The sequence below is a fragment of the Hymenobacter sp. UV11 genome, from assembly GCF_004684095.1.
Taxonomy (GTDB): Bacteria; Bacteroidota; Bacteroidia; order Cytophagales; family Hymenobacteraceae; genus Hymenobacter.
In genome coordinates this window covers 370,918-384,770 of sequence record NZ_SRII01000001.1, presented here as the reverse complement: position 1 = coordinate 384,770, position 13,853 = coordinate 370,918, and the positions used below count along the sequence as shown (strand labels likewise).

At 65.0% G+C, this 13,853-nt stretch carries 6 protein-coding genes; 3 read left to right on the top strand and 3 right to left on the bottom strand.

Annotated elements, in window-relative coordinates; translation table 11 throughout:
- Positions 1-21 precede the first annotated feature (21 nt).
- The 3 genes from E4631_RS01455 to E4631_RS01445 all read right to left on the bottom strand — a co-directional run bounded on the left by E4631_RS01455 (position 22) and on the right by E4631_RS01445 (position 6,593).
- On the bottom strand, positions 22-3,072 hold the full coding sequence (locus E4631_RS01455; RefSeq protein ID WP_133658320.1) for a TonB-dependent receptor: 3,051 nt from the start codon (positions 3,070-3,072) through the stop codon (positions 22-24).
- A gap of 319 nt (positions 3,073-3,391) precedes the next feature.
- A complete protein-coding gene (locus E4631_RS01450) occupies positions 3,392-4,543 on the bottom strand; it encodes a glycoside hydrolase family 43 protein (protein WP_133658319.1) in 1,152 nt (383 codons plus the stop codon).
- Between the two features lie 199 nt (positions 4,544-4,742).
- Entirely contained in the window at positions 4,743-6,593 is a 1,851-nt protein-coding gene (locus tag E4631_RS01445) for a beta-galactosidase family protein (protein ID WP_205704186.1), read from the bottom strand.
- Between the two features lie 314 nt (positions 6,594-6,907).
- Here E4631_RS01445 and E4631_RS01440 point away from each other — a divergent pair, with 314 nt between their 5' ends.
- From E4631_RS01440 to E4631_RS01430, 3 genes are all read left to right on the top strand, one after another.
- On the top strand, positions 6,908-11,167 hold the full coding sequence (locus E4631_RS01440) for a hybrid sensor histidine kinase/response regulator transcription factor (RefSeq protein WP_133658318.1): 4,260 nt from the start codon (positions 6,908-6,910) through the stop codon (positions 11,165-11,167).
- Between the two features lie 255 nt (positions 11,168-11,422).
- Positions 11,423-12,547, top strand: coding sequence for a glycoside hydrolase family 105 protein (locus E4631_RS01435; protein ID WP_240734588.1), 1,125 nt, complete (start codon positions 11,423-11,425; stop codon positions 12,545-12,547).
- Positions 12,548-12,549: 2 nt separating this feature from the next.
- A complete protein-coding gene (locus tag E4631_RS01430) occupies positions 12,550-13,815 on the top strand; it encodes a DUF2264 domain-containing protein (protein WP_133658317.1) in 1,266 nt (421 codons plus the stop codon).
- The last annotated feature ends 38 nt before the right edge of the window (positions 13,816-13,853 follow it).

The window sequence follows — 13,853 nt, the reverse complement described above, 5'->3', positions numbered from 1 at the left end:
TAAATCGGGTGCGAGAAGGGGTTAGCGCAGGCTCACGTTCAGGCCAGCCACGAAGGTGCGCGTGTTGGGGTAGTTGAGATAAGTGGTGCTGGTGGCGTTGATGACGTTGCTCGAAGTCGGATTGTCCACGTTGCCCGTGCCGTTGCCCAGGGTGTAGTTCTGCTCGGGGTCCCAGCCTATCCAGGGCGTCCAGGTATAGAGGTTGCGCCCGCTGAGGTACACCGACAGCGACCCCAAGTGCAGCTTCTCGGTAATGGCGGCCGGGAAGTTGTAGCTGAGCGTCACGTCCTTGAGGCGGGTGTAGCTGGCGCTGCTGGGGTAGCTGTAGCCGCGGGGGTTGGTGTAGTTGAGGCCGGGGCGGTCCTGGCTGCCGTTCTGAGGCGTCCAGTAGCCAATTTCCTGCGGCGTGTTAACGCGCCCGCCCAGGTCCGCGAAGCTCAGGTTGCCGTTGCTTTTCAGGATGCCCTGCGCCGTTTGGAAGAACACCCGCAGACTCAGGCCTTTGTAAGTAAATGTGTTGGTGATACCGCCCTGCCAGTCGGGGATGGACGAGCCCAGGTACTGACGGTCGAGGGCGTTTATCACGCCGTCGCCGTTGAGGTCGGCAAACTTCAGGTCGCCGGGCTTGGCCGAGGGGTCTTGCTTGCTCACGTCCTCCCCCTGCTGCCACACGCCGGTTTTCACGTAGGAGTAGATACCAAACAAGGGCTTGCCGATAAACAGGTTGTTACCAATGTCGTCGCCGCCGGTGCCATAAACCTGCGTTACGCGGTTGCGCACGGCCGAGAAGTTGAAGTTGGTTTCCCAGGTGAAGGCCGAAGTCTGGATGTTGGCCGTGGTCAACGTCACGTCCACGCCTTGGTTGCGCACCGCGCCCACGTTGTCCAGAATCGAGCCGTAGCCGGTGATGATGGGTAGGGCGCGGTTCAGGAGCAGGTCGCTGGTTTTGGCGTCGTAGTATTCCACCGTACCGGTGATGCGGTTACCCAACAGGCCGAAGTCCACGGCGTAATTGGTACTGGTGGTGCGCTCCCACTTCAAATTGGCATTGCCCAGCACGTTGGCTCGCAGGCCGGTAGCCGTTACCCCGTTGTAGGCGTACTGCAGCTGCGTCAGGCCCGTGATGGTCTGGTAGGGGTTGATGCCCTCATTGCCGGTGGTGCCCACCGAGAAGCGCAGCTTCAGCACGTTCAGCACGCGGTTGTCCTTCAGGAAGGCCTCGTTGGCCACGTTCCAGCCCACGGCCACCGAGGGAAACACCCCGTACTTGCTGGTATTGGCGCCGAACACCGTCGAGCCATCGCGGCGGGCCGTGGCCGTGAGCAGGTAGCGACTGTCGTAGTTGTAGTTGATGCGGGCCATCTGCGAGAGCAGCGCCCGGCGCTCGCTGTACGAGCTGAGGGTAGGCGAGAGCGAGCCGCCCCCGATGCCGTTGTAGCCCGTCTGGTCGTTGATGTAGCCGCTGCCGTTCTCGGTAGTGGTAAAGTAGGTATTCTGCTGGGCGCTGTAGAGCGCCGTGACATCCACGTGGTGCTTGCCAAAGTCGCGGTTGTAGCTCAGGATATTCTCCACCGTGTAGTTGTGCCGCTCCTCGTTCAGGAGCTGCGCGGCGCCGTAGTTGTTGCCAAACTGCCGGCCCTCGTAGTAGGCGTAGCGGTAGGGGCGGTACGAATAAGTGCCGTTGAGGCGGTAGCGCAGGCCTTTCAGCGGCAGGTCTACCTCGGCGTAGCCCGTGCCCGTGAGCTGGTTTATCACGCTTTCGCGGTTGGTAGTCAGCGAGGCTAGTGGGTTCTTAATCAGCAGCTCCGGCAGCTCCGGGTACACTGTCACCGTGCCGTCGGCGTTGTATTCATTGCCGTAGGGGCTGGTTACCTGGGCCAGCGACAGGTTGGCCCGGCCGCCGCCATCGTTGTTGCTGGAGAAGAACGACGAAGTGCCTATCCGCAGCCAGGGCGTGATGTTGGCGTCGACGTTGGCCCGCACGTTGATGCGCTGAAACTGGAAGCCTTTAATCACCCCGCGCTGCTTGAACAGCTCACCGCCCACGAAGTACCGCACGTTATCGGTGCCGCCCGAAATGGATAGGTTGTGGTCCTGCACCAAGCCCTGCTGCCGGATTTCCTGCATCCAGTCCACCGTTTTGCCCGCCTGCAGGTTGGTCACCTCCGTGTAATTGGGAAGGGCCTGCGTGAGCGTCAGGCCACGCTGCGTGGCATAGTCCTGGTACTTCTGCGCATAGGCTGGCCCGTCGAGCGGGTGCAGCTTATACACCAGATACTCGGGCCCGGCGTAGCCGTTGTAGCGAATCTCGGGCTTGCCGGTTTTGCCGCGCTTGGTCGTGATGAGGATAACCCCGTTGGAACCACGCGTGCCGTAGATGGCCGTCGAGCTGGCATCCTTCAGCACCTCAATCGAGGCAATGTCGTTGGAGTTGATGTCGTTGAGCGTGCCAGGAAACGGCAGCCCGTCCACGATGAGGTACGGCGAGGTATTGGCCGTGATGGAGCGCACCCCGCGGATATTGATGGCGGGCTGCGTACCGGGCAGGCTCGAAGTGGTGCTGATGTTCACGCCCGCCACTGCGCCTTCCAGCGCCTGCGCCACGTTGGCCACCGGAATCTTCTCCAGGCGGTCCTGCCGCACCGAAGCCACCGAGCCGGTAATGTCCGAGCGCTTCTGGGTGCCGTAGCCTACCACTACTACCTCGTTGAGGTCCTGCGTATTGGCGACCAGGCTCACCGTCAGGTTGGTGCGCCCGTTCAGGGCAATTTCCTGCCGCACGTAGCCGATGGAGGAAATTACGAGGGTAGGGCTGGCCGTGCCGTCGGGTACGCGCAGGCTAAAGTTGCCGTCAGCGTCGGTGTTGGCTCCCAACGAGGTGCCCTTCAGCACGACCGTGGCGCCGGGCAGGCCCGCTTGCTTTTCGTCGAGCACCTTGCCCGTCACGGTGATGTCGGCCGTGGGCTGCCGCAATTCGGCGCCCGGCCAGCCGGGGCTGGCCAGCGAAACCGGGGCTGCCGCAACGGCAGCCGGCAGCAATGCCCCGCATAATAGTAGAGACTTTACCTGCATAGGTAAGGGGAGTTTTAGACCAGCCAAAGCCAGCCTGGGGTGGGAAAAATGGAGTAGCGAAGGAGGATGGCCGCGAGGCGCCGCCTTCGGCCCACCGCAGGGGGGTAGGAGCCGAAGGCAGGGGTAAAAGTACCAGGCTAGCCGGGGAGGCTAAGGGGGGTATTTTAAGCAAAAGAAGGGGGTAAATTGCCCCCTACCCTCCTGTAGTCTCCGGCTGCCTTTAACCAGGCCACTAGCTCAGGTTGGCAGGCAGTAAATCAGTTCTTTATCCTGCTACCGAGCGCAGTCGCGCTTGCCAGCAGCCCGCCCCAGGCCGGGGCTACTGCGTGGCCGCCGGGCGGGGCTGGTCAAACACGCCCAGCGTCCAGGTGTCGGCCCAGCGCAGGCGGGGGCGGCCGTCCTCAAAGGTGAGCGGCAGCCAGATGTAGCGCCCGTCGATGGGGTTCTTGGGCACCCAGCGGTCGGCCATAAACAGGAAGGCGTCGGGCCGGCCGGCCACCGGCAAAATGGCGGTGCTCTGGGAGTGAAAGGTAGAGTCAGCATCGGGCCCCACGGCGGGGTTGCCCAGCGCCTGCCACGGCCCCCAGATGGAGCTGGCCACGAAGGAGCGCGCCGCATTGGGCGCCCAGCCGGTGCAGCCGCTCGTGAGCAGGTAGTACTTGCCGCCGCGCTTGCACAGGGCGGGCGCCTCGTTGTGGCCGGCCGGCGCAATGGTGTTCCAGCGGCCCGTAAAATCCTGGTAGTCGGTGGTGAGCTCGGCCAGGTGCAGCGTCAGGTTGTCTTCGGAGGCGCTGACGTGGTAGGCCTTGCCATCGTCATCCACGAAGATGGTCATGTCGCGGGCCATCTGACCCTGGGCAAAGTCGCGGCGCACGAACAGGCCCTCGGCCACGGCGCGGTACCAGTCGGGCGTCCACCACTTCAGGTCTTTTTCGCCGGGTAGGGGTTGCTTCCAGGCCTCCTGAAAGCCCAGCGGCCACTGCCCCGCGCCGGGCCGGTACGAGCGCACGTAGCGGTAGGGCCCGGTGGCTTTACCGCTCACGGCCACGGCAGTGCGGGCGGCGGCGTAGCCCCGGCCCTTCAGCTCCAGGTGAAACCACATCACATACTGCCCGGTCTTTTTATTGAACACCACCTTGGGCCGCTCCAGCACGCAGCCTTGCTCGATTTCGGAGCCCGAGCCGGCCGGGGCCACGGCCAGCGCAATGCCCTCGTCGCGCCAGTTGTAGAGGTCCCTGGACGAGTAGCAGTGCACGCCCACCTGGGCACGGTTGCCGGTGAGGCCGGCTATTTTGTGCTCGCCAAAGAGGTAGTAGCGGCCCTTATCAAAGAGCACGCCCGCGCCGTGGGCGTTGAGGTGCGTGCCGTGGTTATCGGGCCACACCGCGCCGGGGTGAAAGGCGGTAAGCTTTTGGGCAGCGGCGGGGCCGGCCAGCGCCAGCAGCACAGCAAAGAGGAAGGGCTTTTTCATGGTGGAAGGGTGGAGGAGTGGTCGCCCTCTGCGGGGCACCTCACCCCCTAGCCCCCTCTCCAAAAGAGAGGGGGGACTAGTTTTTAGTTCTAATTATAAAAATTTGGTTTATAACTAGTTCCCCCTCTCTTTTGGAGAGGGGGCTAGGGGGTGAGGTGAGCCGCGAAGAGTATATGGTTCAGCTGAAAACTCATCTCCCTCAAGGCTGAGGCCCACTCAGCTCGCTGAGAATAGGATGGTCCAGGAAGCGCAGGGCCGTTTGCTCGGGCCGCAGCAGCTCCAGCACTTTGATGTCGTTCGTCCCCTTGCGCAACCACTCGGCGGGCACGTACAGCGTTTGCTGCGGGCCGATGGCCCAGTAGCGGCCCAGGTTGTGGCCATTCAGCCACACCACGCCCTTGCCCCACTGGCGCATATCGAGGTAGGTATCGATGGGCTGGGCCAGCGTGAAGGTGGCAGCGCGCAGCACCGGGCCGCTGGCCGCGGCGGGGGTAGGGCTGCCGGCCGCCACGGTGGGCGCCTGGGCAAAAGGCAGGCCGTACATGCGCCAGCCCGTCACCTCCCGGCCGCCCAGCAGCACGCGCCGGGTAATGCCCTTGTTGTTCTGGAGCAAGTACGCGCCGAAGTTGATGCGGCCCAGGTTTTCGACCAGAATATCGAGCTGCACCGGGCCGGCGGGCAGGGCCAGGCGCAGGCTGTCCTGGCGCAGGCGGCGGTCGAGGGTGCCCACCCGGCGGCCATTTACCAGCACCACAGCATAGTCGCGCAGGTCATTGATTTTCAATACTTCACTCCGGCCGCCCGGCACCGTGGCGCGGTACAGCACGAAGCCGTAGGCCTGCTTGAGCTGCTCGAAGGTGAGGGGGGTAGGGCTGGCCACGGGCGCGGGCAGGTGGCCGAGCAGGCTGGCGTATTGGGTCAATTGCAGGGCGGGCAGCGCGGCGCTGGGCTTGGCGGCCGGCACGGGGGGTAGGGGCGCGGCCCCGGCAGGCCGATACTTCGCAATAACCGCGCGGAAGGCGCGGAACTTGGCCGTGGGGTTGCCGGCCTCGTCGAGGGGCGCGTCGTAGTCGTAGCTGCTCACCTGGGGCTCGTAGTGCGAGGTGTCGCCCTTGTAGTTGGCCCCGTTTAGGAAGGCCCGCGTGGTGCCGCCGTGAAACATGTACATGTTGATGCTCATGCCGGCCCGCAGCACCGAGTCGAGGCCCGGCGTGTAGCGGGCGGCGGGCACGGTGTGGTGCGGGGCGCCCCACCAGTCGAACCACGCCGGGTACCACTCGGCCACGTAGTAGGGGCCTTGGCCATCGTGGTTGGCGCGCACCAGCCGGCGAATTTCGGCGGGCTTGTCGGTGCCGTTCACGGCGGGCAGCAGGCCGGGCAGGTGGCCCTTGGCCACGTCGGCTACGGGGTCGCAGGTGTAGAGCACGCCATCGAAGCCAGCGTCTTCAAACAGCTTTTTATTGAGCGCTAAATACTGCTTATCAGAACCATAAGAGCCGTACTCGTTCTCGACCTGCACCATGAGCACCGGCCCGCCGTGGCCCACTTGCAGCGGGGCCAGCTGCTTGCCCACGGCCTCGATGTAGCGCTTGTAGGCGGCCACGTACTGCGGCTCCTGGCTGCGCACCTTCAGGCCGGGCACGTTCTGGAGCCAGTAGGGGTAGCCGCCAAATTCCCACTCGGCGCACACGTAGGGGCTGGGCCGCAGTATCACCCACAGGCCTTCCTGCTGGGCCATGCGCACGAAGGCCGCCACGTCGTTATTACCCGTGAAGTCGTACTGGCCGGGCTGGGGCTCGTGCACGTTCCAGAACACGTAAGTGCCGATGGTGTTGAGGCCCATCGCCTTGGCCATTTTGAGGCGGGCGCGCCAGGCTTCGCGCGGAATACGGGGGTAATGCAGCTCGCCCGAAATCATTTGCAGGGGCTTGCCATCAAGCAGAAAATCGGTGGGCCCCAGCGCAAACGTGTGGCGGGCCGCCGGGGCCTGGGCTTGCGCCGGGCACCAGCCCAGACCGCCGAGCAGTACTAGAAGAAAAAAATACCGCACGAGAAGTAGGGCTGGGTGGGAGAATAGGCCGGCCGGCGTAGCGAAGCCACTATGCCAGCGGCCGGCAGCCGCGCCAGCGCAGCCACCTAGTCAGGCAAAAGTACCGGCCGCCCCCAGCGGCGAAAGGGGGCATTTTCGCTGAAAAGGGGGACGAAATTGACTACCCCCGCGAAAAGGCGGCGAGCCCGGCCTCAACCAGGCGGCCGGGGTAGCGGGGCGAGGGCGAGCGACTTACCTTAGGGTGCTGGCTGGCTACGCTGCCCCCGCCGGCGGTGCTGCTTCTTCCCTACCCCACCCTTTTTCTTTCTTTTACCGTGACGGCATTTTTCGGCTATTTGCGGGCGGCGGCCGGGCTCTGGCTGCTGCTGCTGGCGCCGCTGGCCCGCGCCCAGGACGCCACGCCCAGCGAGTTTCGCTTCGAGCACATTACCGTAGACCAGGGCTTGTCGCACTCCGACGCCATGGCCGTGGCCCAGGACCGCGCCGGCTTCATCTGGATTGGCACCAACCGCGGGCTGAACCGCTACGATGGCTACGCCCTCAAGCACTATACAATGCCCATCAACCCGCTCAACGGCTTGTCGGGCAACCGCATCGAGGTGCTGCTGGTGGGCCCCGACGGCCGCCTGTGGGTGGGCGCCGAGCACGCGGGCCTCAGCCTCTACGATGCCCGCCGCGATGCCTTCGTGAGCTATAATGAGCAGCTGACCCCGCCCCCCGCCCGCCCCCTGGCCCGGCTGCTGGCCCAGAGCGACGTGGCTACCCTGGCCTTCGATGCCCAGGGCCGGCTGTGGGTGGGCACGGCCCAGCACGGCGTGTTTGTGCTGGCCTTCGATGCCCAGGGCCAGCTGCGCAGCCTGCGGCAGCTGCCGCTGCTGGTGGCGGGCCGGGCGGCGCCGGCCCACGTCACGAGCCTGGTTATTGATGCCGAGGGCAAGGTGTGGGTAGGCACGCTGGGCGCGGGCCTGCTAGTAGTGCGCTCAACCGAAAATGCCCTCACGGCCCAGGCTACCGAGTTGGCTGCTACCCCCATTCGGGCGCTGTGCCTGGACCGGCGCGGCGACCTGTGGGTGGGCACCGACCGCCAGGTGCTGTGGGTGGCCGCCGCCAACCGCCGCACCGTGCGCGAGCTGGCCGCCCACCCGTTGCCCCAGCAGTGCCCGGTGCCGCAATCGCTGCGGCTCGACTCGTTTGGCCGGCTGTGGGCGGGCACGCTCTACGGCCTCTACGTGTGGGAAGCCGGGGCCGTGACGGGCACCGCCCCGCCCGTGCAGGCCGCCCGCCCTACCCTCTTTCTACCCCAGGATGGTGAGCCGTACAGCATTAACTCGGAGCGGGTACACCAGATATTTGAGGACCGCCACCAGATAATGTGGCTCTGCGCCTCGGCCGGCGGCCTCAACAAGGTAGACCTGCGCCAGAAGGCCTTTGGGCGGCTGCGGCGGCAGCTCACGGGCCCGGCTGCGCTGTCCAATAATTACATCAACACCATTTATAAGGAAGAGGCCACGGGCCTGCTGTGGTTTGGCACCCGCAACGGGGTGAGCAGCTACGACCTGGCGCGCCACACCTACCACACCTACCTCAGCCAGCAGGCCGACGCGGCGCGGGGTGTGGACGTGGCCACCATCTTTCGGGCGGCCAACGGCACGCTCTGGTTTGGCACCCGCAACAATGGCCTGGTGGCCCTCACGCGCACCGGCGGCCACGAAAAGCTAACCACCTACCTGCGCCTGCCCGGCGGCCCCGACCTCAGCACCACCAGCATCGAGCACCTGGCCCAGGATGGCCAGGGCACGCTTTGGGTGGCCACGTTTTCGGATGGCCTGCTGCGCTTCAGCCCTGAGGGGCAGTACCTGGGCACCGTGGACCGGCGCAACAGCCGCCTGCCCAGCGACCAGTTTACCTTTTTGCTCTACGACCGCGCGCGCGATGTGCTGTGGGCCAGCACCCACGATGCGGGCCTGCTCAAGCTGCGCCCTACCCCCGATTCGCTGCTGGTGCTGCGGCACTTTCACTACGTGCCGGGGCAGGCGGGCGGCTTGCGCGTCAACTACCTGTGGCCGCTGCTGCTGGGCGAGCAGGGCACCCTCTGGATTGGCACCATCGGGGGCGGCCTGCACCAGCTCAGCACCGATGCGCAGGGCCGCGAGGTCATCCAACCCCTTAGTAAGTACTTGCCGGAGAGCGATGTAGAGAGCTTGCTGGCCGACGATGCGGGCCACCTCTGGATTGGCGGCACCGGCCTGTATCGGTACTCGCCCGATACCCGCCAGTACCTGCGCTACGGCGTGGCCGACGGCCTGCAAAGCAACTCGTTTAAGATTGCCTCGGCCACCCGCGCCCAGGATGGCACCCTGTATTTCGGGGGTATCAATGGCATTAACTACTTCCAGCCCTCGGCCATTCAGCCTAATCCCTACCCCCCCGTGGTGCAGCTAACCGGCCTGCGGGTGATGAACCGGCCGGTGAGCGTGGGCGAAAAGCTAAACGGCCGCGTGCTGCTCACCAAGGCCCTGTCGCAGCCCCAGGCGGTGACCATTCGGGCGGCGGAGAACGATTTTTCGGTCGAATTTGTGGCCCTCAGCTTTGCTAATCCGCAGAAAAACCGCTACTTATACCGCCTGCTGGGCTACAACCAGGACTGGGTAGACCCCGGCCCCGGCCAGCGCACCGCCAGCTTTGCCAACCTGCCGCCCGGCCACTACAGCCTGCAGGTGAAGGCCAGCAACGGCGAGGGCGCGTGGTCGAAGCAGCCCGCCACCATGGCGTTCGACGTGTTGGCGCCGTGGTACAAGACGCCGTGGGCCTACCTCTTGTATATCAGTGCGCTAATTGGCTCCATTGCGCTGTACCGGCGCTTCGAGATGGCCCAGCAGGAGCTGCAAAGCAAGCTGGCGCTGGAGCATTTTCAGGCCGAGAAGGAGAAGGAACTGACCGACCTCAAGCTGGGCTTTTTCACCAACGTGAGCCACGAGCTGCGCACGCCGCTCACGCTCATTCTGGGGCCGATGGAGGAGATAATCGGCAGCCCCGGCCCGGTTAATAACCTGCGCGACAAGCTTTTGCTGATGCACAAGCAAACGCGCAAGCTGCTCGACCTGGTCAACCAGCTGCTCGACTTCCGCAAGGTGGAGGCCGGCAACGTGCCGCTGCGCGCCAGCTACGGCGATGCTCTGGGCTTCATCAGCGATATCTACCAGGTTTTCAAGCTCAAAGCCGAGGAGCGCCACCTCGACTACACCCTCGACGTGCCCGCCGAGCCGGTGCAGCTGTACTTCGACCGCAGCAAGCTGGAGATTATTCTGACCAACCTGCTGGCCAACGCCTTCAAGTACACGCCCGAGGGCGGGCGGCTAGGGCTGGCGGCCACGGTGGTGGGCAACCCCGGCGGCGAGGCCGTATTTCAGGATGGCCAGCTTACGGGCAACTACCTGGAGATAAACGTCTTTGATGAGGGGGTAGGGATTAAGCCCGACGAGCTAGCCCACATTTTTGACCCCTACTACCAGGCCTCGCACACCGACACGCTGCGCATGACGGGCACCGGCATCGGGCTGTCGCTGGTTAAGCAGTTTGCCGAGCGCCACGCGGGCACGGTGCAGGTGGCGAGCCAGGTAGGCGCGGGCACCACGTTCCGGCTGCGGCTGCCGTTTGGCCAGGCCCACCTGCGGCCCACCGACCTGCTGCCCGACGCCGAAAATCCTGATTTGCAAGCCCCTACCCCCCCGCTCGACGCCGAAGCCCTGGCCCAGTGGGCCGCGCCCACCGAGCTGGGCACCCGCCCGCGCCTGCTGGTGGTAGAAGACAACGACGAGGTGAGCCAGTACTTGCAGCAGCTCTTTCAGGCCGATTTTGAGGTGGCCAGCGCCGCCGATGGCTTGGAAGGCTGGGCGCAGGCCCTGGCCCAGCTGCCCGACCTCATTATCAGCGATGTGATGATGCCGCGCAGCGACGGCCTGGAGCTGTGCCAGAAAATCAAGCAGCACCCCAAAACGGCCCACATTCCGGTGCTGCTGCTCACGGCCCGCACGGCGGCCCTGCACGAGGTGGAAGGCCTCGAAACCGGCGCCGATGCCTACGTGAGCAAGCCCTTCAACCCGCTGGTGCTGCAAGCCAAGGTAGCCGCGCTGCTGCGCAACCGCCACCAGCTGCGCACCTACTACCAGCGCCAGATACTGCTGGAACCCACCGAGATAATCATCGCCGATGCCGACCGCGACTTCCTGGAGCAGGCCATGCGCGTGGTGGAGCAGCACCTCGACGACCCCGAGTTCAGCGTGCAGGTGCTGGCGCGGGAAGTGGCCATGAGCCAGTCGGTTTTTTACCGCCGCATCAAGAGCATCACGGGCCAGACGGCGGTCGAGTTTATCCGCGATGTGCGCATGAAGCGAGCCGCCCAGCTGCTGGCCCAAACCCAGCTGCGGGTGTCGGAGGTAGCGTTCCAGGTAGGCGTAGAAGATGCCAAGTACTTCCGCAAAACGTTCCAGAAAATCTACGGCGTGGCCCCGTCCGAATACGCCAAGCAGCACCGGGCCAGCCGCGAGCCCGCCGCGGCTGGCGATGGCAATTAGTAGAGACACAACATTTTGTGTCTCGTCGTTGCTGGCACTTGTTTATCACCGACGAGACACAAAATGTTGTGCCTCTACTAATTGCCCCCTACTCTTGACCTCCTCCAGAGAGGGGTAGGGCACGGCAGAGGCGAATAAACACCCCGTAACTGCCCGAAATACCCCGGCCCCAATTGGGCATAGGGGCGTAGTATTGCCCTTACTTTCGGGGCCCGCGTCCCGGCTTTTTTGCTTGCTCTTTTCCCACCCTCCCTCATGCACGGCACCCGCTGGTTTTCTTCCTTTCGCTCTGTTTTAATGGGCCTGCTGCTGGCCCTGGCCCTACCCCACCGCAGCACGGCGCAAGCCGCCGACAAGGCGCTGTTTCAGCCCGCCTACATCAAGCAAATGCTGCTAAAAACGGCGCGCTGGCAGCTGGCCAACCCCCGCCACGCCCCCACCGACTGGACCAACGGCGCGTTCTACTCGGGCGTGTTTGCGGCCTACCAAACCACCAAGTCGCCGCTGCTGCTCGACTCGCTCATGGCCCTGGGCGAGCGCACCCACTGGCAGCCCGGCGCCCGCTACGACCACGCCGACGACATCGCCATTTGCCAGACGTACCTGAACCTGTATCGCCTCAAAAAGGACCGGCGCATGATTCAGCCCACGCTCGACGTGGTGGAGAAGTTTCGGACCACGCCGGGCCCCGAGGTAGCCGGCCACGGCATTGCCTGGTGGTGGTGCGACGCGCTGTTTATGGGCCCGCCAGTGCTGGCAAAGGTGGCTGTTATCGAAAAGCAGCCCAAATACTTAACCCTGAACGACACGCTGTACCAGCAAACGTACCGGCGGCTGTTCAACCACCAGGAGCACCTGTTTTCGCGCGATGCCTCGTACCTGCTCAATGCCCAGGGCGAGGGCAAGAAAGAGAGCAACGGCCAGCCCGTGTTCTGGAGCCGCGGCAACGGCTGGGTAATGGGCGGCCTAGTGCAGATTCTCCAGGAATTACCCAAAAACCACCCGACCCGCAGTTTTTACGTCAATTTATTTAAGGAAATGAGCGCCCGGCTAGTGCAGCTGCAACAGCCCGATGGCCTATGGCGCTCCAGCCTGCTCGACCCCAGCGCCTACCCCGGTGGCGAGGCCTCGGGCTCGGGCTTCGACTGCTACGCCATGGCTTGGGGCCTCAACCAGGGCATTTTGGACAAAGCAACGTTTCGGCCCGCCGTGGAAAAAGCATGGGCCGGGCTCAATCGCTGCGTGTCTAGCGAGGGCCGCGTGGGCTGGGTGCAGCCCATCGGGGCCGACCCGCGCCGCGATTTTTCGGCCGATAGCTGGGAGGTGTACGGCACCGGCGCCTTCCTGCTGGCGGGCTCGGAGGTTATCAAGCTGAAGTAGCCGTGCAGCGGCGCAACTTCATCGGGCAGGCGGCCACGGGGCTGTCGGCCCTGGCGGCGGGGGCGGCCCTACCCCTACCCGCGTCGGCCACGCCGACGGCCGCCAGCCTACTCGCCGCGCCCCGGCCGGTTACGGACCGCGCCTACTGGCTGGCGACCTTGCTGCGCGTGGCCGAGCCGGTGCTGGCGGCGGCGGCGACCGGCCGCCTCAAAGCCACGATGCCTGTGGAGTCGGCCGCCGGCCAGCAGGCGGGCCGCCGCGCCGTGACGCACTTGGAGGCGCTGGGCCGCCTGCTGGCCGGCCTGGCCCCGTGGCTGGAGCTGAAGGACGTGCCCGCCGACGAGGCGGCGCGCCAGCAGCGGGTCGCCGAGCAGGCACGCCAGGCCATTGCTCACGGCGTTAATCCGCAAGATGCTGATTTTCTGAACTTCACCCAGGGCGGGCAGCCGGTAGTGGATGCCGCGTTTCTGGCCCACGCGATGCTGCGGGCGCCTACCCAGCTCTGGGAGCGGCTGCCGGCCACCACGCAGGCGCAGCTGGTGCAGGCGCTGCAAAGCACCCGCGTTATCAAGCCGGTGTATAGCAACTGGCTGCTGTTCAGCGCCATTATTGAGGCCGCATTGCTCAAATTCACGGGCAGCGGCGATTTGATGCGGATGGACTACGCCATCAAGGAGCACCAGACTTGGTACGTGGGCGACGGCACCTACGGCGATGGGCCTGATTTTCATTGGGATTACTACAACAGCTACGTTATTCAGCCCATGCTGCTCGACGTGGTGGGCACGCTGGTGGCTGCTGGCAAGGAGCGTCCCGAACTGCTCGATACGCTGCGCACCCGCGCCCGCCGCTACGCCGCGGTGCAGGAGCGGCTGGTGGGGCCCGATGGCTCGTTTGCGGCCTTCGGGCGGTCGCTGGCGTATCGGTGCGGTGCGTTTCAGCACCTGGCGCAGTGCAGCTTGCAGGGCTTATTGCCCGAGGCCCTACCCCCCGGCCAGGCCCGGAGCGCTATCACGGCCGTTATCCGGCGCACGCTGGAAGCCAAGGGCACGTTCGATGCGCAGGGCTGGCTCCAGATTGGGCTATGCGGGCACCAGCCGGGCATTGGCGAGGGCTATATCTCGACGGGTAGCCTGTACTTGTGCACCACCGCTTTTCTGCCGCTGGGCCTGCCCCCTACCCACCCTTTTTGGGCCGAACCGGCGCAGGACTGGACGGCCCGCAAAATCTGGTCGGGCCAGGATATAAAGACTGACCATGCGCTGTAGCGCGAACTGGAGAGTTCGCGCTACTTACTCGCGCTACC

Bases quoted from the DNA above. Each gene is read 5' to 3' on its own strand.
- E4631_RS01435 (WP_240734588.1), top strand. From the start codon at position 11,423: ATGCACGGCACCCGCTGGTTTTCTTCCTTTCGCTCTGTTTTAATGGGC.
- E4631_RS01455 (WP_133658320.1), bottom strand. From the start codon at position 3,072: ATGCAGGTAAAGTCTCTACTATTATGCGGGGCATTGCTGCCGGCTGCC.
- E4631_RS01450 (WP_133658319.1), bottom strand. From the start codon at position 4,543: ATGAAAAAGCCCTTCCTCTTTGCTGTGCTGCTGGCGCTGGCCGGCCCC.